Below are 20,460 nucleotides of genomic sequence, written 5' to 3'. Positions count from 1 at the left end.
CTCGCCGTGAGCGTACCTGTCACGCGGACGTGCTCGGTGCGTACCCCCCGCACGTCCCTCGGCCAGGCGGAAAGGAGCGGATCTCACCATTCCCTGCGGTCGCTGCGCTCGTGGTAGTCCGGCTGCTGCTGCTGATCGGGGCGCAGGCGCTCGCCGGTGGAGAACATGGGGTCGCCGACGTAGGGGCGGGACATGTCCGGCTCGCCGCCCTGCTGCTGGTACTGCTCCTGCCTGCCCATGGCCAGCAGCGGGTCCACCGGGTTGGGCTGGGCGGCCTGGTGGTTCGGGTAGTCGTCCCGCGCGGGCGGCGCCGGCTGCCGCCGCTGGGGCATCGACCGGGGCCGGCCCGCTCCCGGGATGCCGTGCATCGGGGTGCCGAGACCCGCGCCGCCGCCCTGGGCCTGCTGGGCCTGCTGGGACTGCTGGTATCCGCCGCCGTACGGGTCGGAGGGGTGCTGCCGCTGGTTGCTCGGCTGGTACGGATCCGCCGCCTGCGACGGGAAGCCGAGGGGGTCGGTGCTCGGTGACGAGCGGCGCGGCTCGCCGGCGGGCATCTGGTAGACGGGGTCGCTGTCGACGACGTACTGCGGGCCGGTGAACGGCTCGGGCTGCGACTGGATGCCGTGGGGGCCGCTGAGCGGGTCTGCGGTGTACTGGGGGCCGGTGAAGGGCTCGCCGGCCGGCTGGGGACCGCTGTAGGAGTCGCCGGCGTACTGAGGGCCGCTGTACGGATCGCCCGTGTACTGCGGGCCGCTGTAGGAGTCGCCGGTGTAACGCTGTTGCGGGGCCGTCGAGTCGACGTACTGGGGGCCGGTGAAGGGGGACCGCTCGCCGTGGGCCGGGGTCGCGTCCCTGGGCACGGTGGTCTCGCCGTAGGCCGTGTCCCTGTGCACCGCCGCGTCCCTGTGCACCGCCGCCGTGTCACCGTAGGCGGGCTCTCCATAGGCGGGGTCACCGTAGACGGGTTCCCTGGGGACCGCCGTCCCGCCGTAGGGCGTCGTCTCCGAAGGGTCGCCGTAGGCGGGTTCCCTGGGGGCCGTCCTGTCACCGTAGGTGTCCCTGGGGGCGGCGGCGGGCGCGGGGTCGGCGTACGAGGCCACCAGCTTGTCCTGGCGCGCCGGCGGGGCACCCCTGGCCACGAGCACGTCGTTGGGCGACAGGGCGGCCGTGGGCCGTTCCTCGGGCTGCGCCACCGCTTGCGGGGCCGGCTGGGCGGGCCGGTGGTAGGTGCCGGTGCCGGGGATGACCTCGGTGCCGGGGTCGTGCGCGGGCACGGCGGGCTGCTCGCCCGTCGCCTCGGCGTACCCGTCGTCAAGGGTGTCGAGCAACCGGCCGACGTCCTCCATCGGCATGCGGAAGCTCGCTGTGCACATCTCCCCGCGCCACAGGCTGAGCACCAATGTGCCCTCGTGCCATGTGACACGAAGGCACCGCTCCTGACCTCGCGCATCGAAGAAGACTTCGCCGAACGACGGCAACGGGACAACTTCCGACATGGCAGACATACTGCTTTAACCAGCCTTTATTCGTCCACTCAACCCCGGAAAACCCTACTGAACCGGCCTTCCCATCTACAGCGTGAACCCCCCTGGTCACGTCGGGTGAAGATCTACTTCGACCAGTTGGAGTCCCGATCGCTCAGTGTGCCACGTCGGCCGCCGGAAGGGTCCGGGAACGCCGGGATGCGTCTGGCCGGTCACACGCCGTTCGAAACCCATCCCCCGCCACCCGATCACCGCGACTTTACGCCGGACCACCCGAACCCCGAAACCCTGGACGGATCCGGCCCCACCTCCCGGCACCAAGCGCCGAGATCCCCTGAGGCCAGGTCACCCCGCCGCAGCACTCACACCCACTACGCGACGAGCCGAACGTCCTGCGTCCGGGCGCGTCGGCGCCCGAATGCGGGTAGCGTTTACTGCCGTGCCGGACTCCGATCTCCCGTCAGTCGACGAACTGCTCAACATCGCGGTCAACGCTCTCGGAGGGAGCGAGCGGCAGGGCCAGATCACCATGGTCCACGCCGTGCAGAAGGCCATAGACGACGAGGAGCACCTCGCGGTCCAGGCGGGCACGGGCACCGGAAAGTCGCTGGCCTACCTGGTGCCCTCGATCCGGCACGCGATGAGCGGCGAGGAGCCGGTGGTGATCTCCACGGCGACCATCGCGCTGCAGCGCCAGCTCGTCGACCGCGACCTGCCGAGGCTGGCGGAGGCGCTGGGCAAGGACCTGCCGCACGAGCCGACGTTCGCGATCCTCAAGGGCCGGCGCAACTACCTGTGCCGTTACAAGGCGACGGCGGGCTGGCCCGAGGAGGACGAGCAGGACCAGCTCTTCGACCCGCGCGAAGTGAGCGCGACCGGCCGCATGGTGCAGCGCATCCAGGAGTGGGCCGAGGAGACCGAGACCGGCGACCGCGACGAGCTGGTGCCAGGAGTGAGCGAGCAGGCCTGGCGGCAGTTCTCGGTGAGCGCGCAGGAGTGCCTGGGCGCTACGCGCTGCCCGAGCGGCGCCGAGTGCTTCGCGGAGCTGGCCAGGGCGCGGGCGGGCGAGGTGGACGTCGTGGTCACCAACCACGCGCTGCTGGCCATCGACGCCATGGGAGACCTGCCGGTGCTGCCCGAGCACGAGGTCGTGGTCGTGGACGAGGCCCACGAGCTGGTCGACCGGGTGACCTCGGTGGTGACCGCCGAGCTGTCGGAGACGTCGGTCATGCTGGCCGTGCGCCGGGTCGGCCGGCTGATCGAGCAGCCGATCGCCGACCAGCTCATGGAGTCCGGCGAGGACCTCAAGGCGCTGCTGGCCGCCGCACCGCCCGGCCGCATCGACGAGCTGCCGCAAGTGCTCGGGCTGACGCTGGCCCTGGTGCGCGACAACGCGTGGCGGTGCATCACCGCGCTGGGGCCGCGCAACGCCGACAAGGACGACCCCGACAAGGCGGGACAGCGCAAGGCGGCGTTCACGGCGCTGGACGAGGTCCACGACACGGCGGTGCGCATGCTGGAGGCCTACGGGCACGCCTCGGAGGCCGACCGGGCGGAGGTGGTCTGGCTCGACGCGGGCACCGACCGGCGCCCGCCCATGCTGCGGGTGGCACCCCTGACCGTGAGCGGCATGCTGCGCGACAAGCTGTTCGGCAACCGTACGGTGGTGCTCACGTCCGCCACCCTCGCGCTCGGCGGCACGTTCGACGGCCTGGCCGGGCAGTGGGGTCTCGGCGACAGCAAGGGCTGGCAGGGCATCGACGTCGGCTCCCCGTTCGACCACCCCAGGGCCGGCATCCTCTACGTCGCCAAACACCTGCCCCAGCCGGGCCGCGACGGGCTGCCGCAGCAATACCTGGACGAGATCACGGAGCTGATCGAGGCGGCCGGTGGCCGCACGCTGGGCCTCTTCTCGTCGATGCGCGCCGCCAAGGCCGCCACGGAGGCCCTGCGCGACCAGCTGGACGTCCCGCTGCTGTGCCAGGGCGACGACTCGACGATGCTGCTGGTCAAGCAGTTCGCCGAGGACGAGGCGACCTGCCTGTTCGGCACGCTGTCCCTGTGGCAGGGCGTGGACGTCCCCGGCCCCTCGCTCCGCCTGGTCATCATCGACCGCGTCCCGTTCCCCCGTCCCGACGACCCGCTCACGTCGGCCCGCCAGCGCCATGTGGCGGCCAAGGGCGGCAACGGCTTCATGGCGGTGGCCGCCAACCACGCCGCCCTCCTCCTGGCCCAGGGCACAGGCCGCCTGCTCCGTTCCCAGAACGACAAGGGCGTGATCGCCGTCCTCGACCCCCGCCTCGCCACGGCCCGCTACAGCGGCTTCCTCCTCGGCTCCCTCCCCCCGTTCTGGCGCACCACAGATCCCGCCATCCCCCGGGCGGCCCTGAAACGCCTGTCAGCCGAATCCTGACCCGGACTCCCGGCGGCGACCCAGAACGCAATGCGTCCTGACAGCCGCCGCCTTTCGAACGCCCGGCCCAGCGACACCGACCAGCACCGGCGCGCGGTCTGGTGCCGTTGCCGCCTTCCCAGCCGGAGCCCTTTACGTTGTAGATCATTGTTCGTGGATCTGCCGGTGCCCCATCACCGCATCTCCGCCACCCATCGCGCAGCACGGAGGAAGGCAACGGGACGGCGGTCGCCGCATCACCCGGGATCGGATCCTGGCTCGTGAGCAACGGGCCCGGATTCAGCCACGGAGCCGGTCAAGCGAGCGCCGTAACGGCGGCCGGCCACGTGCGGGTCAGAGGCCGTCCCCCTGGAGGCCCTCACGCATGGCCGGCGATTGGAGTGGCGCCGGCCCCGCCGTACGAGATAATGATCTTCTAAATGGCCCCCTGGAGGCCCTCACGCATGGTCGGCGATTGGAGTGATGCCGGCCCCGCCGTACATGAAGATGATGATCTAAAGGGGCACCCAGGGGGAGAGCGCCGGGCGCTTGGGGGGCACCCCGTCGCCGGAGGAGGTGCCGCGGAGGCGGCGGGCGACCCAGGGGACCAGGTGCTCGCGCATCCACTGGGCATCCTCGCGCCGCCGCGCCCGAGGATCCACCGCCCGCTCCGGCCACTCCTTGCGCCAGTCCTCGAACGGCACCCCCAGCACGTCCAGCACCCGCGCCGCCACCAGCCGGTGCCCGTCCTCGTTCATGTGCAGCCGGTCGGCGCTCCACGCCCGCCAGTCCCGCAACCCCTGCATCGACCACTGGTCCACGAGCCGGCACCCGTACAGGTCGGCGATGGAGCGCACGTGCAGGTAGTAGACGGCGAAGCGCCCGCGCAGCCGCCGCATCAGCGGCGTGTCGCGCGGGTCCACCCCGGTGAACAGCAGCACGTCCGCGCCTCCGGCCCGCAGGTCGCGTACGGCCCGAGCGAGCTTCTTGGCCATCGCGTCAGGGTCGCCGCCCGGCCGGAGCAGGTCGTTGCCGCCGGCGCACAGGCTGACCAGGTCGGGCGCCATCTCGACGGCCAGCGGCACCTGCTCGGTGACGATCTGGTCGAGCAGCTTGCCGCGGATGGCCAGGTTGGCGTAGCGGAAGGACGGGTCGTCGGCGGCGAGCCGTTCGGCCACCCGGTCGGCCCAGCCACGGTAGTGCCCGTTGAGACCGGGGTCGTTCAGTCCTTCCGTGAAGCTGTCGCCGAGCGCGACGAAGGACTTGTAGTGCCTCATGACGTGGTGTTCATCTCCGAGAGAGCCTGCAGCGCAAGGACGTATGACTGTAGTCCGAACCCCGCGATCGTGCCCGTCGCCACCCCGGCCACGACGGAGGTATGGCGAAACTCTTCCCTGGCCGCGGGATTGGTGAGATGCACCTCGATGAGCGGGGCGGTGCGCTGGGCGATGGCGTCGCGCAGGGCGTAGGAGTAGTGGGTGAACGCGGCCGGGTTGAGCACGACCGGGATGCTTCCGTCTGCGGCCTCGTGCAGCCAGCCGACCAGCTCGGCCTCGTCGTCGGTCTGGCGCACCTCGACGTGGTGGCCGAGCTTCCGGCCGGTGTCGCGGCACAGCGTGGCCAGGTCGTCGAACGTCTCCGCCCCGTAGACATCGGGCTCGCGCGTGCCGAGCCGTCGCAGGTTGGGGCCGTTGAGCACGAGGATCATGCGCAGACCTCCTTGCGGGAGCCGGGCTCGCGGCCGCCGGGTCGCCGCGGGTTGGGGCCGTTGAGCACGAGGATCATGCGCAGATCTCCTTGTAGGCGGCTTCGAGCAGCTCTTCTGACGGTCCTTCGAGACGGCCGGGCTTGGCCAGGGCGTCGAGCACGACGAAACGTTGCTTGGCGCCGCGGTTTTTCTTGTCCAGGCGCATGTGGTCGCGCAGGTGAGGCCAGGCCGCAGCCTGGTAGGCGGTGGGCAGGCCGACTGCGGTGAGGATCGAGCGGGTGCGGTCGACGAGATCGGCGCGTCCCGCTAGCCGGGACAGCTCGGCGGCGTAGACCATGCCGATGGCGACGGCCTCGCCGTGGCGGATGCCGTAGTGCTCCTCGCGCTCGATGGCGTGGGCGAGCGTGTGGCCGTAGTTGAGGATCTCGCGCAGCCCGGCCTCGCGCAGGTCGGCGCCCACGACGTCGGCCTTGACCTGGATCTTGCGCTCGATCAGCTCGCGGGTGTGGGGGCCGTCGGGGCGGGTCGCCGCCTCGGGGTCCGCCTCGATGAGGGTGAGGATCTCCGGGTCGGCGATGAACCCGCCCTTGATGATCTCGGCCAGGCCCGCCACGTAGTCGCGGCGCGGCATGCTCAGCAACGTGTCCAGCTCGCACAGCACTCCCGCCGGCGGCAGGAAGGTGCCCACGAGGTTTTTGCCCTCGGGCGTGTCGATGCCGTTTTTGCCGCCGACCGCCGCGTCGACCATGGCCAGCAGCGTCGTGGGGACGAGCACCACCTGGATGCCGCGCAGCCACGTGCCCGCCACGAACCCCGCCAGATCGGTCGTCGCTCCCCCGCCCACGCCGACCACGGCGTCGGAACGGGTCACGCCGTGGCGGCCGAGCGCCGACCAGAGCCCCGCCGCCACCTCGACGGTCTTGGCCTGCTCGCCGTCGGGCACGGGCAGGTCGACCACCTCGTAACCCGCCTCGGACAGCGCCGTGCCGACCGGGCCGGCGATCGCCGGCAGGGTCTCCGGGCGGATGACCGCGACCGTGCGCACGCCCGGCTTGAGCAGCGTGGCCGACTCGGCCAGCACGCCGGTGCCGACGACCACGTCGTACGGGCTGTCACCGCGCACGGTGATCCTGGTCGCGCTCATGAGGGCAGCCCCTTGACGATCTCGTCGGCGAGCTCCTCCGGCTCGCGCTTGTCCGTCACCACCGTCACCACGGCCAGCCCCTCATAGATCGGCCGCCGCTCCTCCATCAGCTTCTTGAGCTGGCTGCGCGGGTTGAGCACGAGCAGCGGCCTGGCCGCGGCGAGACCGACCCGCTGGATCGCGTCGGACAGCCCCACCTGCAGGTAGACCACGTGGTGGCCGGCGAGCAGGGCCCGGGTCTCGGTGTCGAGCACGGCGCCGCCGCCGAGCGACAGCACCCCGTCGTGCTCGGCCAGCGCCTGGCGCACGGCCTGATGCTCCAGCTCGCGGAACCGGGCCTCGCCGTCCTCGACGAAGATGTCGGAGACGGGCTTGCCCGCCACGGCCTCCACGTCGGTGTCGGTGTCGCGGAAGCCGACTCCGAGCTTCTCCGCGACCAGCCGCCCGAGGGTGGTCTTACCGGACCCGGGAGGGCCGATCAGCACGATGACGCTCATTGGTCGCTCCGGGGTCACTTGATCACCATGGAAGACAGGTAGCCGGACAGGTTGCGGGCGACCTCCTCGACGGAGTCGCCGCCGAACTTCTCGAGCGCCGCGTCGGCCAGCACCAGCGCCACCATCGCCTCGGCCACGATGCCGGCCGCGGGCACCGCGCACACGTCGGAGCGCTCGTGGTGGGCCTTGGCCGCCTCGCCGGTCTTGACGTCGATGGTGGCCAGCGCCCTGGGCACGGTGGAGATCGGCTTCATCGCGGCGCTGACCCGCAGGATCTCGCCGTTGGTCATGCCGCCCTCGACGCCGCCCGCGCGGTTGGTGATGCGCCGGACGCCGTCCTCGGTGGTGTATTCGATCTCGTCGTGGGCGCGGGAGCCGGGCCGGCGCGCGGTCTCGAACCCGTCGCCCACCGCGACGCCCTTGATCGCCTGGATGCCCATGAGCGCCCCGGCCAGCCGGGAGTCGAGCCTGCGGTCCCAGTGCGTGTAGCTGCCCAGACCGGGCGGCAGGCCGAAGGCGAGCACCTCGACGACGCCGCCGAGCGTGTCACCGTCCTTGTGCGCCTGGTCGACCACGGCGACCATCGCGGCGCTGCCCTCGGGGTCGGAGCACCGCACCGGGTCCTCGTCGATCCTGGCCAGGTCGCCGGGGCCGGGCAGCGTCTCGGACGGGGTCTGCGCGCCGCCGATGGAGGTGACGTGGCTGACGATGTCGACGCCGAGCGCCTGCTTCAGGAAGCGCCTGGCGACCTCGCCGAGCGCCACGCGGGCCGCGGTCTCGCGGGCGCTGGCCCGGTCGAGCACCTGCCGGGCGTCGTCGAACCCGTATTTCTGCATGCCCGCCAGGTCGGCGTGCCCGGGGCGGGGGCGGGACCTGGGCGCGTTGCGCGCCAGCCCTTCCAGCTCGGCCGGGTCGACCGGGTCGGCCGCCATGACCTTCTCCCACTTGGGCCACTCGGTGTTGCCGATGCGGACGGCGACCGGGCTGCCCATGCTCCGCCCGTGCCGGATGCCGCCGACGATCGTCACCTGGTCCTGCTCGAACTTCATCCGGGCGCCGCGGCCATAGCCGAGCCTGCGTCGGCGCAGGGCCTCGGCGATCGCGTCCGTGGTCACCTCGACCCCGGCCGGAAGGCCTTCGAGGATGGCGACGAGTTCGGGCCCGTGTGACTCTCCGGCGGTCAACCAGCGCAACATGCTTCCAAGTCTTCCACGCGCGGCCGAGTGGCCTGTCCCCGGTTCACCACCCGAGAACAAGCACGCTGAACGCCCCCAGCAGCATGAACGGCCCGAGCGGGAACTGGGTGCGCCCGCTCCCGCGTCTGGTCACCAGGAGCGCGAGGCCGTAGAGCGCGCCGAGCACCTGCCCGCAGAACGCCGCCACGACCAGCGCCTGCCAGCCCAGCGCCGCGCTGGCCAGCCCGATGAGCCCGGCCAGTTTGACGTCCCCCAGCCCCATCGCGTCGGGCCGCAGAAACCACAGCACCCCGTACGCGGCCGCCAGCACCACCCCGCCGGCCACCGCGCGGGGCAACTCCCCGGTCGGTACGAGGGCCAGCGCCACGATCGGGTACGCCGGCAGCGTGACGGCGTCCGGCAGCAGACCGGTACGCCAGTCGACGAACGCCAGGGCCGTGCCGATCACGGCGAAGCACACGAACGGCGGCCCCACCCGCCACGCGACGAGCCCCGCCACGGCGGCGGCCACCAGCTCGACCGACGGCGGCCAGGCGGGGACGGGCGCGAGGCCGCCATGGGAGGTGAGCACGGGCCCGGGACCGTCATCGTGGGAGGCGTCGGCCATCACCCGGCCCGCGTAGGCGTCGGCCAGGCCCCGGATGGCGCGCCCGCACACCAGCCCGATCACCGCCATGAGTGCGACCACGAGCCGACCCTAATGGAGCCGGACCCGGTGGAAACGAGCATCAGACCAGACCGGAATACGACCTGCCTCAACTTGGGGCGCGCCTCAGTGGCGTCCTTTCCTGCCTTTGGAGAACCACCATCGCCCGCGAACCGGCTCCGCCCCGGCCACCGGCTCCACCCTGGCGAGGGTCACTCCGGTGAGCTCCCCCACCGTACCGGACTCGACCGCGGCCAGCGCCTCCAGCACCTCCCCCTCGATCACGAACTGCACCGGCCCCGCCACGTCCACCACCACGGCCGCCGCCTTCTCCTGCACGGCGGCCTGGCAGACCTGCAGCGCGGTGGCCTGGATCGGGCGGGCGTCGGCCCGCCACCGGGCGAGCGCCTCCGCGCCGGTGAACGCGAGCACCGCCTGCCTGCCGTCCTTCCCGACGAGCTTGGGCAGCGCCATCTCGCTCTCCTTCTCCTGCCGCAGCCCGTGCTCGCCGACCTCGGACTCGGTCAGCAGGGCGACCACGGGCACCAGCAGCCTGGCGCCGCTCAGCGCGGCCAGCACCTCGCCGGCCCCGGCGGTGCCGGCCTGGTAGGAGGCGAGCGCGGCGGCCACCGCGGGCGGGGCACTGCCGTCGTCACGGGGATCGAGGGGTTGCGGGATGCTCGGCACAACGCCTGAGACTACCCATTCAACCGTGGCGAATACCGGCCGGCGTCACCCGAGATCGGCGATGGCCGCCACCGGACCGCCCCCGGACGGACCCTGATGGACGGCCGCCACCGACACGAACACCGCCGGATCGCCCGTGACCGAGGCCGCCACCCCGCCCACCGTGGCCTTGATCTGCCGGTGCCAGTGCACGTCGGAGTCGTCCAGCATGATGTTGCGCCGCCCCCGCACCCGCCCCGACGGGTCGGCCTCGCACTTCATGAACACGTTCACCAGCCGCCCCCCGAGATCCGACGGATGCGGGCGTTCGGGCAGCGGCAGCCCGGAGTCCCTGATGGCCTCCCAGATGCCGTCGGCGTCCAGGGCGTCCTTCATGACGCTGTGGCCGATGCGGTAGCGGCCGCCGATGCCGCGTACGTTCCCCACCAGCACGATCTGCGCCCGGTCCAGCTCCACCCCGGACGAGCAGGAGGCCACCGACGAATACAGCGACAGGTCCTTGTGGATCTGGTCGGCGCGCGGCATGTCGATCTCGCCGAGGGCGACGGCGATGCCGAGGGCGGTGGTGGAGTTCGACAGGTCCATGGAGGGGCCGGTCTCCTCGATGGCGGTGTCCTGGCCGCGGCGCTTGGCGTCGGTGATGGTGGCCAGGGTGAGCAGGGGCGTCTTGGTCTGTACGTAGTGGACGTCACGCGGGTCGTCGATGCCCGCGATCTTCATCGCCTCCCGTACCCCCGCCGCGACCTTCTCCACCATCGCGGGCCGGCCGATGTCCTCGGGCAGGATCACCTCGCTCATCGCGACGCCCACCGACAGCCGGGGCTCGTCGGAGGCGGGGGCGCCGGCCGTGGTCGCGAAGATGGTGGCGTGCGGGCTGAGCACCCCGTCCGTGCCTCCCGACCACACCAGCGGTACGTTCTCCGGCGCGGGATGCCCGTGCTCGGCCAGCACCTCGCGGAAGGCGCGGTCGGCGAGGATGCGGGTGTAGTCGTTCACGCCGCCGTTGCCCTCGGTCTTGCCCACGACGGCGAGTACGCGGCGCGCCTCGATCACCCCGTCGGCGATGAGCCGTGACAGCCCGGAGGCGTCCGTGACGCTCTCGATCGGCACTTTGCGCACTTCGATTGGGTCCGGCATGCGATGCCTCTTCTCGTGATACCGGTGGCCCCTGCCCTGGCGACGCTAGCCGAGCCGGTCGGCGGGGTTCATGGTCAATGTCTGCCCAGGAAGCCGGGCTTCGATGTCAACGAACGCCAGCCGGCGCCGTGCCCCGTGTTCGCGGCCTGCTGAACGCCGCGGTGCCGGGCCGGCGCGGCGGTAGGGTCGCGGTTGTGATTCGGGAAGCGCACGTCAACGGGGTCAAGCTCGTCTATCGCGAGGAAGGCGACCCCGCCTCTCCCCCGCTGGTGCTGATCCACGGCCGCTCCGCCAACCACAACGACTGGAACGGCATCACCCAGCACTTCGCGGCCCGCTATCACGTCTTCGCCCCCGACCTCCGGGGGCACGGGGCCAGCGGGCACCCGGGCGACTACCCGCTGCCCGGCATGGCCGAGGACATCGTGGCGCTGCTCGACCACCTGGGGCTGCCACGCGTCACGCTGATCGCGCACTCGCTGGGTGCCGTGGTGGCCTATCTCGTGGCCGGCGGCCATCCCGAACGCGTGGAGCGGCTCGTGCTGGAGGACGCACCGCCGCCGTTGCCGCTCAGGGGGCGCCCGCCCATCGTGGAGGACGGCTCCACCGGGTTCGACTGGCGCATGATGCACGAGACCGAGCGGCAGTTGATCGATCCGGATCCGGCGTGGCCGGCGTGGCTCGGCAAGATCACGGCGCCGACGCTGGTGCTGTCGGGCGGCGAGAAGAGCCCGTTCGACGCCGGGGGCCTGGCGGCCAGGATCCCGGGGGCGGAGCTGGTCACGATCGAAGTGGGCCATCTGATCCACATGGACGCCCGCGGCCGGTTCCTGCGCGTGGTGGACGACTTCCTGAACGCCTGAACGCACGGGCACCAGACGCGAAAAGGCCGTAGCCGGTGCAAACGTGACCCCAATGTCACAAACATTCGCCATGGTAGAAAGGTGCAAACCCCGCTCAGCGATCACGTAAGGGAACGACTGGGCACGTTCGGCCTGATGGCGCCCTCCATCGCGCAGTGTGCCGTCGGTGCCGCGCTGGCCTGGATCGTGGCCATCGAGCTGCTCGGCCACCCCTCGCCGTTCTTCGCCCCGATCTCCGTACTGGTCTGCGTGGGCGTCGGCCTGGGACAGCGACTGCGCCGGGTGGCCGAGTTGGTCGCGGGCGTCAGCCTGGGGGTGGGAGTCGGCGACCTGCTGGTGTCCTGGATCGGCTCGGGCGCCTGGCAGCTCGCGCTCGTGGTGGCGCTGGCGATGTCCGTGGCGGTGCTGCTCAACGGCGGGGCGCTGTTCGTCGCGCAGGTGGGGTCGTCGGCCGTGCTGGTGGCCGTCCTGGTGCCGGGTGAGGGGGCCGGTGGGCTGGACCGGATGGCCGACGCGCTGACCGGCGGCATCATCGGGATCGCCGCGGTGGCGTTGCTGCCCGCCAGCCCGTTCACGATCGCGGCCAAGCACCTGTCGGGGGTGCTCGACGCGCTGTCCACCGTGCTGGAGCAGGCGGCGGAGGCGATCGAGAAGCGGGACGCCGACCTGGCCGCCGAGGCTCTGGACCAGGCCCGTACGACCCAGGCGGCGGTGGAGGAGTTCGAGGCCGCGCTGCAGACCAGCAAGGAGATCACCCTGATCTCTCCCCTGCACTGGCACCGCCGCGCCCGCCTGGCCCGCTACGAGACCGCCGCCGTGCCGGTGGACCTGGCGCTGCGCAACGCGCGGGTGCTGAGCAGGCGCACCCTGTCGGCGCTCGGTGAGGCCGCTCCCCCGCCCGCCGCGCTGGCCGAGGTGATGCGGGAGATCTCGGAGGCGGCCCTGCTGCTGCAACTGGAGCTCAGCGCGGGCCGCGATCCGACCCTGGCCCGCCAGGCCCTGCTCGCGGTGGCGGCCCGCGAACGGCCCGCGGGGCTGGGGTTCTCGGCGCACGTCATCATCGCGCAGTTGCGTTCGCTGGTGGTGGATCTCCTGCAGGCGACCGGCATGGAGCATGAGGCCGCGACGGCGGCGCTGACACCGCTGGAGGAACCGCAGAGCGAGACCAGACCCGCCTGACCTGGCCGGACGCGGGGTAAGAGCGGGCCGCCCGATCCGTCACGGCCGAGGTGAGAGCAGGCCCGCCGAACGGCCTGTCAGGAGGTGGGCGTGAACGTGCGCAGGATGTCCGCGATCTCGTCGAGCTCGGTCAGCTTACCCGCCGCAACGGCGACGACCAGGTCGTAGGCGACGTCATCGTCGGCCGGATCGAGCTCGACGCCGTTTTTCGCGAGAAAGACATAGGTCGTCAGCCAGCCCGCCCGTTTGTTGCCATCGACGAATGGGTGGTTGGTGACGATCGAATGAAGCAGGGCCGCTGCCTTCATCAGAAGGTCGGGATAGGCATCGCGTCCGAACAGGGACGTCTGCGGCCGCAGAAGGGCAGCCTCAAGCAGGCCGAGGTCCCGCACGTGGATGGGACCCCCAACGGCTGCCCGAGCGATGCGCAGCCCCTGTTCAAGGGTGACATAGTGGGTCACTCGCCCAGCCTCCGCAATAGGTCGGCGAATCGCTGAGCGCCCTTCTCCGCGAGCGCGTCCGTGATCTCGTCATCGGAGACGCGCTCGAGGTAGTAATCGATCGCGTTAAGTGCGACCTGCTGCATGCTGCGTCCTTCGAACTCGGCACGCTTGCGGAGGGCCTCGGTCTGCTCGTCACTCAAGCGAAGGGTCATAGCCATACCCCCCATAGTAGGTCGAGGGCGGTATCACGGCGATACCACGACCGAGAGTTTACCGTCCGTTACTCTGCGTCCGCCTCGTGTTCCGCGACCGTGATCCGGGACCAGTGGCGTGCGCGGATGCCGACGCCGGCGGTGAGACACCAGGTGCCGGAGAGGCCCGCGAAGGCGGGTCGCGGCCCCGATGGAAGACGCGCGTCCGCCGGACCTCGGGGCGGAACAACCACAGGCCGACCCGGCCGGCGGCGCCCAGCCGCAGGTTTTCCTGCCGCTCGACCTGGCCGAGGCCCTCGGGGAGGGCCGTCGTGACCTGCCGTCGGTTCATGCCGCCAGGGCATACCACGACTTGTCGGGCGACGACCTTTCAGGAGGTGCGAACGTCAGCGGGGAACGAGGTGGAAGAAGGAGCCGTCCATCGGGCCGGGGTCGAAGTGGGAGACCTCGTCCAGCCGGTCCGTCGCCTCCCGCGGCAGTTCGAGCTCGAACGCCGCCAGGTTCCCGCGCAGTTGCTCCACCGAGCGGGGGCCGACCAGGACGGAGGTCACTCCGGGCCGTCCGGCCACCCAGGCCAGCGCCACCTCGGCCGGGGCGGCGCCCACCTCGGCCGCGACCTTGACCAGTTCCTCGGCGATGGCCAGGTTGATGTCGCTGAGCAGGGAGTGGGCCCATCGGTTCGCACCCGGCATGGAATGGCCGAGCAGGCGGCCCATCCGGCTGTCCGGGTCAGGGATCTCGCCGTGGCGGTAGCGGCCGGTCAGGACGCCGCCGCCGAGCGTCCCGTACACGACCGTGCCGAGGCCGTGACGCTCGCAGGCCGGCAGGATCTCCGCCTCGATCACGCGCTGGACCAGGGAATACTGCGGCTGCAGGCTCACGAACGGGGTGCCGCCCACGCGCGCCGCCGCCCACTGCGACTCGACGATCTGGGTCGCGGTGAAGTTGGAGCAGCCGAGGTAGCGGACCTTGCCCGCGCGGACGAATCCGTCGAGCGTGGCCATGACCTCGTCGATCGGCGTCAGGGGGTCCCACTGGTGGGCTTGGTAGAGGTCGATGTAGTCGGTGCCGAGACGGCGCAGGCTGGCGTCGAGGGCACGGGTGAGGTGGCGGCGCGACAGGCCGCGCGCCTCGGGACCGACCGGCATGGCGCCCTTGGTGGCCAGCACGACCCACTCACGCCTGCCCTTCAGGGCACGGCCGAGGATCTCCTCGGTCTCGCCCCGGTGGTAGAGGTCGGCGGTGTCGATGAAGTTGCCACCCGCGTCGAGGAACGCGTCGATGACCCGGCCCGCCTCGGCCTCGTCGGCGGCCGCGAGACCGTGCTCGGTGCCGAAGTTCATGGTGCCCAGGCAGGCTCGGGAGACGCGCAGGCCGGAACGGCCCAGGTTGAGGTGGTCCATGGGGATCCCTAGAATCGGAATTAGTGTTCCGCTTGAACGATACGGAACACTTGTTCCGCTTGTCAACGGAAGGTGATGAGAATGCGCGCCGACGCGCAACGCAACCGTGCCCGCGTGCTGGAGGCCGCCGAGACGGTGCTGGCCAGGGACGGCCTGTCCGCGTCGATGCGCGAGATCGCCGAACTGGCCGGGGTGGGAGTCGGTACGATCTACCGCCAGTTCCCCACCAAGGAGGTCCTGTATCAGGCGATCGTCGTGGACCGTATGCGGCGACTGGCCGAGCGGGCCGACGAACTGGCCACGGCCGCCGATCCCGGTGATGCCTTCTTCGAGTACTTCACCACAATCGTGGAGGATTCGACCGTCAAGAAGGTGCTCGTCGACGCCCTGGTCGCCGCCGGGATCGACGCCAAGGCGGGGGCGCCCGACATCAAGGGGTCGATCGAAGGGCTGCTGGTGCGGGCGCAGGAGGCGGGAGCGGTTCGGGGGGACGTGGGGATGGAGGAACTGCTGGCGTTGCTGAGCGCGACCTGCCTGGCGGCCCAGCACAACAACTGGAACGCCGATTTGCGCACCCGTACCCTCTCGGTCGTCTTCGACGGCCTCCGCCCAGCCGCCACCCCAACCACGACGACCACCGACCCGAGCGTCCACAAAGCCTCAGCCCGCAATCCGCAGACCGCGGGCTGAGGGCCGGGGTCGCGGGGTTGCGCGCCGTCTGCGTTGCGCCAGGCCCCACCACACAACACCTCGCCGACGCGGCGCGCCAGCCGATCCCCACCCCGGGTGGTGGGGATTAGGAGGAGAGGCGTTTGAGGCGGGTCACTGCCTCGTCGATGACCTCGTCCTTCTTGCAGAAGGCGAAGCGGACGAAGTGTTTGCCGCGGTCCGCGTGGTCGTAGAAGACCTGGGTGGGGATGGCCACGACGCCGGCCAGGTCGGGGAGGCGGCGGGTCAGTTCGAGGCCGTCGGAGAAGCCCAGCGGGCGGATGTCGGTCTGGACGAAGTAGGTGCCCGCGGGCTTGAGCACGTCGAAGCCGGCCGCCGCCAGTCCCTCCATCAGGCGGTCGCGCTTGTCCTGCAGGCCCGCGCGCAGCGCCGCGACCCATTCCAGCTCCCGCCGCAGCCCGTACGCCACCGCGAGCTGCCACGGCGCACCGGCCGTGAACGTGAGGAACTGCTTGACCGTCTGCACGGCCGTGACCAGGGCGGGCGGGGCGCAGACCCAGCCCGTCTTCCAGCCCGTGACGGAGAACGTCTTGCCCGCGGAGGAGATCATCACCGTCCGCTCGCGCATCCCGGGGAGGGTGGCCAGCGGGATGTGCTCGACCCCGTCGAAGGTCAGGTGTTCGTAGACCTCGTCCGTGACGGCGATCAGGCCGTGCTCCTGGCACAGGTCGGCGATGACGGTCAGCTCGGCCCGGGTGAAGACCGTTCCGGTCGGGTTGTGCGGGGAGTTGACCAGGATGAGGCGGGTGCGCGGGGTGACGGCGGCGCGAAGCTCGTCCGGGTCGAAGGTGAAGCGGCCCTCCACCGGCCGCATGGTGACGGCCACCAGCCGGGCCTGGGCCAGCGCGATCGAGGCGGCGTAGGAGTCGTAGTACGGCTCGAACGCGATCACCTCGTCGCCCGGCTCGCACAGCGCCATGACGGTCGCCGCGACGGCCTCGGTGGCCCCCACCGTCACGAGGATCTCCCCCGCCGGGTCGTAGGAGAGGTCGTAGTGCCCCGCCCGGTGGTCGGAGACCGCCTGGCGCAGCTCCAGCACCCCCGGCCCCGGCGGGTACTGGTTGGCGCCCGAGGCGATCGCCTGGACCGCGCGGTCGAGCATCGCCGCCGGTCCGTCGGTGTCGGGGAAACCCTGGCCGAGATTGATCGACCCGGTCTGCACGGCGAGCGCGCTCATTTCAGCGAAAATCGTCGTGCCGAAGTCGCGCATCCTGGTAACAAGTGGTTCCGTCACGGCTCCACACTATTAGTCTCGTCTGCGTGATCACTCGGGTCGCCCTCATCCTGGCCCTGGCAGTCCCGCCCCTCACGATTCAGGGCGCGCCCGGGCAGAGTCCCTGCCCGGTGGCCGTGCCCGCCCGTACGACCTGTGGTTTCCTGGAGGTCCCCGAGCGCAGGGACGCCCCGGGAAAGACGATCCGGGTCGGGTACGCCGTGCGTGTCTCGATGGCCAAGGACCGCAAACCGGACCCGGTCGTCTACATGAGCGGCGGGCCCGGGTCGGCGTCCATGCAGCTCACCGGCTTCCTCGGCCAGATGTTCCCGGACCGGGACGTGGTGACGGTCGAGCAGCGCGGCAGCCGCTACTCCGAACCGTCGCTGGGCTGCCCGGAGACCGCGCAGGCGCTGCTCGGGCAGTTGCGCGAGCCGGTCGCCGACGTGGCCGCGGCCGCCGTACGGTGCCGGGACAGACTCCGGCAGCAGGGCGTCGACCTGCGGGGGTACCAGACCAAGGAGATCGCCGCCGACGTGGTGGCGCTGCGCCGCGAGCTCGGCTACAGCTCGTGGAACCTGTTCGGCGTCAGCTACTCCACCCGGGTCATGCTGGACGCCGCCGCGGCCGACCCGCAGGGGGTGCGGTCGGTGGTGCTGGACTCGTTCCTGCCGGAGCAGGCCGGCTGGTACGACGACTTCGACGCCAACCTGGTCGCCACGATGGCCCGGCTGGGGGTGCGGGATCGGTTCGAGGCCGTGGTCGCCCGGCTGAACGCGGCCCCCGCCCGGGTACCGACCGTCGATCCGCTGGCCGGCAGGCGGTTCACGGCGCGGATGACCGGCGACGACCTGGCCACGATCCTGGCGGAGGCGCTGCAGGACTCCGAGGTGACCGCGCTGACCCCGGTGATGGTCACCGCGCTGGTGGAGGGGCGCGACGAGCTGCTGCGGCCGCTGGCCGACGCCGCGGGTGAGGGGCTGGTGTCGCACGAGTTCGGGCTGTATCACGCGGTGCAGTGCCAGGACGAGGTCCCTTTCAACAAATTCACCACTAAGGCCAGGCTTTTCACCATGAAGGGGGACAAGGCGGTGTGTGATGCCTGGAAGCTCCCCGCGTCCCGGCCCGTGAACGCCACCACCAAGGCCCCGGTGTACGTCCTCGCCGGCCAGTACGACCCCACCACCCCCGCCAGAACCGCGCGGCCGGCGGCCGAGGCCCTCCCCAACGCCCGCTTCGAGGAGTTCCCCGGCACCGCGCACGCCGTCTTCCTGGCCAACGCCTGCGCCCGTCGCAAGATGGCCGAGTTCGTCGCCACCCCGACAACCGCCCCCGCCCCGACGGCTGTCCCTTCGGCCTCTCCGGCCGCCTCGCCGGGGGCCGCCCCGGTCTCCTCACCTGGCGCCGCCGCGGCGGACTCCGATCCCTGCCTGCAAGCCCCCGCCCCGGTCCCCGACCTGCACGTGACCGCCGCGCCGTACCAGATCTCCCGCTCCCCCTGGCTGGCCGCCCCCTTCGGCCTGTACGCCCTCGTCTCCCTCATCCAGCTCGTCACCGGCGCGCTGAAGGGCAGGTCGCCGGCGGCCTTCGGCGGCCTGTCCGGCGTGGCGTTCACCGGCCTGATCGCCCAGTCGGTCGCCGCCCTGGCCGGTACGAACGAGACCGCCCTGGCCGCCGGGATCCCGGCCACGGCCGTCCTCTACACCTGGATCGCGGCGGCCTCGACCGTACTGACCGCGGCGGCCCTGCGGCACGACCGCCGATGGCCCCAGGTCGCGGCAACCGTCATCAGCTCCGGATTCCTCGTATGGTGGTGCGTCTGGTGCCTTTGACACGCGTTCGAGAGCTCGACGCCCTCCGCGGCTTCGCGGTGGGCGGCATCATGCTGGTCAACACCTGGCAGCACACCATCGAGCACGTCGAGGGGCCCCGCACGGGGCTCGACCTGACCATCGAGACCCTGTTCCAGAGCCGGTTCTATCCGATCTTCTCGATGCTGTTCGGCATCAGCTTCCTGCTGTTCCTGCGCGGCAACAGCCGGTGGGCGCTGCTGAGCAGATTGTTGTGGCTGTGCTGTTTCGGGCTGGTGCAGCACACGTTCTACGAGGGCGAGGTGCTGACCGACTACGCCTTCTACGGGGCGGTGGTGCTGCTGCCCGCGTCGTTCTTGACCCCCGGGTGGCCGGTGCTGGTGCTGGGCCTGGTGGTGATCGCATGGGGGATGCTGGTGGGCTACGGGGCGTGGCTCATCCCCGGACTGTTCCTGATCGGCATGGCGTTGTGGCAACTGCGCCCGCCCCGGTCGCTGCTGTTCCCGGGGTTCGCGGCCGCCGCGCTGGCCACCGCCCTGCTCACCGCCGCCTGGGCCGTCACGAACGAGTGGGCCGTCTACAGCGTGGCCGCCCTGGCCGGCGCGGCGGCATACTCGCTGGGCCTGCTGCTCGCCCTGCGGCCGTGGTCGTCGGCGGTGCTGGAGCCGGTCGGCAAGATGGCGCTGACCTGCTACGTCTCGGGCACCGTGGTCATCGCCCTGGCCGGGCAGGTGCTGAGCCGCGACCCGACCCGGTGGTCGGTGGTGGGGCTGACGGTGGCGACCCTGGCGGTGCAGGTCTTTTTCGCCAGATGGTGGCTGGCCAGATACCGGTATGGGCCACTCGAATGGCTTTGGCGGTGCCTCACCTGGTTTCGATGGGTGCCGAACCGGTTAGAGTCGGGCCGTGACCAGAATCGCCCTCTGCCAGATCCCGGTGTCCCCTGACCCGTCGACGAACCTCAAGAGGGCTACGGAGGCGCTCGCCGGCGCCGAAGGGGCCGATCTCGCGATCTTCCCCGAGGCCACGCTCACCCGCTACGGCAGGCGGATCACGGGCATGGCCGAGCCGCTGGACGGGCCGTTCGTGTCCGGCCTGGCCGAGGCCGCCAGGCGGCACGGGCTGTCGGTGGTCGCCGGGGTGTTCGAGCCGGGCGAGGGCCGGGTCTACAACACGGCCGTGGCCATCGACGAGCAGGGCGGCCTGCGGGCGGCGTACCGGAAGATCCACCTGTTCGACTCGTTCGGCGCGAAGGAGTCCGACCTGGTCGCGCCCGGCGCCGAGCCCACGGTCGTGGAGCTGGCCGGGCTCAGGGTCGGGCTCGTGACCTGCTACGACATCCGGTTCCCCGAGCTGACCAGGGCACTGGTCGACCGGGGCGCGGAGCTGTTCGCGGTGATCGCGGCCTGGGGCTCCGGGCCGCTCAAGGAGGACCACTGGGTCACCCTGGTCAGGGCGCGGGCGCTGGAGAACACCATGTGGACCGCCGCCGTCGGCCAGGCGCCCAACCCGGCCGAGTCCTCCGACGGGTTCGGCGTGGGCCGCAGCATGCTGGTCGATCCGCTCGGCGTGGTGCGCGCCGACCTCGGCACCGGCCCCGGCGTGCGGGTCGTCGAGGTGGATCACGAGTGGACCGCGACCGCCCGGACCACGCTGCCGTGCCTTGAGCACCGGGTGCTCTGAGCACGGGAAGGCCCGCCGCTCGCGATGGACGTC

Annotated in this window: 20 protein-coding genes; 7 read left to right on the top strand and 13 right to left on the bottom strand. The window is 71.5% G+C overall.

Annotated features, from left to right (window positions below):
* Nucleotides 1-83: 83 nt before the first annotated feature.
* Nucleotides 84-1,496, bottom strand: coding sequence for a hypothetical protein (locus ABGB18_RS10325; RefSeq protein ID WP_347695181.1), 1,413 nt, complete (start codon nucleotides 1,494-1,496; stop codon nucleotides 84-86).
* A gap of 406 nt (nucleotides 1,497-1,902) precedes the next feature.
* Here ABGB18_RS10325 and ABGB18_RS10320 point away from each other — a divergent pair, with 406 nt between their 5' ends.
* Nucleotides 1,903-3,897 carry an ATP-dependent DNA helicase gene (locus ABGB18_RS10320; protein ID WP_347695180.1) on the top strand — a complete coding sequence of 665 codons (1,995 nt, stop codon included), beginning with the start codon at nucleotides 1,903-1,905 and terminating at the stop codon, nucleotides 3,895-3,897.
* A gap of 494 nt (nucleotides 3,898-4,391) precedes the next feature.
* Here ABGB18_RS10320 and ABGB18_RS10315 read toward each other — a convergent pair whose 3' ends face one another.
* The 8 genes from ABGB18_RS10315 to ABGB18_RS10280 all read right to left on the bottom strand — a co-directional run bounded on the left by ABGB18_RS10315 (nucleotide 4,392) and on the right by ABGB18_RS10280 (nucleotide 10,891).
* Nucleotides 4,392-5,153, bottom strand: a complete 762-nt coding sequence (locus ABGB18_RS10315) for an SGNH/GDSL hydrolase family protein (protein WP_347695179.1) — start codon at nucleotides 5,151-5,153, stop codon at nucleotides 4,392-4,394.
* Entirely contained in the window at nucleotides 5,150-5,584 is a 435-nt protein-coding gene (gene aroQ / locus ABGB18_RS10310; RefSeq protein WP_347695178.1) for a type II 3-dehydroquinate dehydratase, read from the bottom strand. The genes ABGB18_RS10315 and aroQ overlap by 4 nt, the downstream gene beginning before the upstream one ends.
* A 73-nt stretch (nucleotides 5,585-5,657) precedes the next feature.
* Entirely contained in the window at nucleotides 5,658-6,728 is a 1,071-nt protein-coding gene (gene aroB, locus ABGB18_RS10305; RefSeq protein WP_347695177.1) for a 3-dehydroquinate synthase, read from the bottom strand.
* Nucleotides 6,725-7,225: a shikimate kinase gene (locus ABGB18_RS10300; protein WP_347695176.1), complete on the bottom strand. Its 501-nt coding sequence runs from the start codon at nucleotides 7,223-7,225 to the stop codon at nucleotides 6,725-6,727. Before ABGB18_RS10300 ends, aroB begins: the two co-directional genes overlap by 4 nt.
* 14 nt (nucleotides 7,226-7,239) lie before the next feature.
* The gene (aroC, locus tag ABGB18_RS10295) at nucleotides 7,240-8,421 is read right to left on the bottom strand and encodes a chorismate synthase (RefSeq protein WP_347695175.1); all 1,182 of its coding nucleotides are present in this window, start codon (nucleotides 8,419-8,421) and stop codon (nucleotides 7,240-7,242) included.
* Between the two features lie 43 nt (nucleotides 8,422-8,464).
* The gene (locus ABGB18_RS10290; protein WP_347695174.1) at nucleotides 8,465-9,109 is read right to left on the bottom strand and encodes an A24 family peptidase; all 645 of its coding nucleotides are present in this window, start codon (nucleotides 9,107-9,109) and stop codon (nucleotides 8,465-8,467) included.
* An 84-nt stretch (nucleotides 9,110-9,193) separates the two neighbouring features.
* Nucleotides 9,194-9,754: an SseB family protein gene (locus ABGB18_RS10285; protein WP_347695173.1), complete on the bottom strand. Its 561-nt coding sequence runs from the start codon at nucleotides 9,752-9,754 to the stop codon at nucleotides 9,194-9,196.
* Between the two features lie 45 nt (nucleotides 9,755-9,799).
* Complete coding sequence (locus tag ABGB18_RS10280) at nucleotides 9,800-10,891, bottom strand: ring-opening amidohydrolase (protein ID WP_347695172.1); 1,092 nt, start codon at nucleotides 10,889-10,891, stop codon at nucleotides 9,800-9,802.
* Nucleotides 10,892-11,085: 194 nt separating this feature from the next.
* Here ABGB18_RS10280 and ABGB18_RS10275 point away from each other — a divergent pair, with 194 nt between their 5' ends.
* A complete protein-coding gene (locus tag ABGB18_RS10275) occupies nucleotides 11,086-11,754 on the top strand; it encodes an alpha/beta hydrolase (protein ID WP_347695171.1) in 669 nt (222 codons plus the stop codon).
* Between the two features lie 81 nt (nucleotides 11,755-11,835).
* On the top strand, nucleotides 11,836-12,933 hold the full coding sequence (locus ABGB18_RS10270) for an FUSC family protein (RefSeq protein WP_347695170.1): 1,098 nt from the start codon (nucleotides 11,836-11,838) through the stop codon (nucleotides 12,931-12,933).
* A gap of 77 nt (nucleotides 12,934-13,010) precedes the next feature.
* Here ABGB18_RS10270 and ABGB18_RS10265 read toward each other — a convergent pair whose 3' ends face one another.
* The 3 genes from ABGB18_RS10265 to ABGB18_RS10255 form a co-directional block, all read right to left on the bottom strand.
* On the bottom strand, nucleotides 13,011-13,394 hold the full coding sequence (locus tag ABGB18_RS10265) for a type II toxin-antitoxin system death-on-curing family toxin (RefSeq protein ID WP_347695169.1): 384 nt from the start codon (nucleotides 13,392-13,394) through the stop codon (nucleotides 13,011-13,013).
* On the bottom strand, nucleotides 13,391-13,576 hold the full coding sequence (locus ABGB18_RS10260) for a CopG family transcriptional regulator (RefSeq protein WP_347695168.1): 186 nt from the start codon (nucleotides 13,574-13,576) through the stop codon (nucleotides 13,391-13,393). The genes ABGB18_RS10265 and ABGB18_RS10260 overlap by 4 nt, the downstream gene beginning before the upstream one ends.
* Nucleotides 13,577-13,974: 398 nt before the next feature.
* Nucleotides 13,975-14,991 (bottom strand): aldo/keto reductase, encoded by a 1,017-nt coding sequence (locus ABGB18_RS10255; RefSeq protein WP_347695167.1) that lies wholly within the window; start codon nucleotides 14,989-14,991, stop codon nucleotides 13,975-13,977.
* An 81-nt stretch (nucleotides 14,992-15,072) separates the two neighbouring features.
* Between ABGB18_RS10255 and ABGB18_RS10250 the strand changes: the two genes are divergently transcribed.
* On the top strand, nucleotides 15,073-15,681 hold the full coding sequence (locus ABGB18_RS10250) for a helix-turn-helix domain-containing protein (protein ID WP_347695166.1): 609 nt from the start codon (nucleotides 15,073-15,075) through the stop codon (nucleotides 15,679-15,681).
* A gap of 106 nt (nucleotides 15,682-15,787) precedes the next feature.
* On the opposite strand, the gene ABGB18_RS10245 is transcribed toward ABGB18_RS10250, so the two are convergent.
* Nucleotides 15,788-16,954, bottom strand: a complete 1,167-nt coding sequence (locus ABGB18_RS10245) for a pyridoxal phosphate-dependent aminotransferase (protein WP_347695165.1) — start codon at nucleotides 16,952-16,954, stop codon at nucleotides 15,788-15,790.
* A 26-nt stretch (nucleotides 16,955-16,980) separates the two neighbouring features.
* On the opposite strand from ABGB18_RS10245, the gene ABGB18_RS10240 reads away from it, so the two are divergent.
* The 3 genes from ABGB18_RS10240 to ABGB18_RS10230 are packed head-to-tail and all read left to right on the top strand — an operon-like array spanning nucleotide 16,981 to nucleotide 20,427.
* Entirely contained in the window at nucleotides 16,981-18,765 is a 1,785-nt protein-coding gene (locus ABGB18_RS10240; RefSeq protein WP_347695164.1) for an alpha/beta fold hydrolase, read from the top strand.
* Entirely contained in the window at nucleotides 18,756-19,691 is a 936-nt protein-coding gene (locus ABGB18_RS10235) for a DUF418 domain-containing protein (protein WP_347695163.1), read from the top strand. Before ABGB18_RS10240 ends, ABGB18_RS10235 begins: the two co-directional genes overlap by 10 nt.
* Nucleotides 19,651-20,427, top strand: a complete 777-nt coding sequence (locus tag ABGB18_RS10230; protein ID WP_347695162.1) for a carbon-nitrogen hydrolase family protein — start codon at nucleotides 19,651-19,653, stop codon at nucleotides 20,425-20,427. Before ABGB18_RS10235 ends, ABGB18_RS10230 begins: the two co-directional genes overlap by 41 nt.
* Nucleotides 20,428-20,460: the final 33 nt, after the last annotated feature.

This window comes from Nonomuraea sp. B12E4, from assembly GCF_039871825.1.
GTDB lineage: Bacteria > Actinomycetota > Actinomycetes > Streptosporangiales > Streptosporangiaceae > Nonomuraea.
This window is presented reverse-complemented; position numbering and strand designations above follow the sequence as displayed.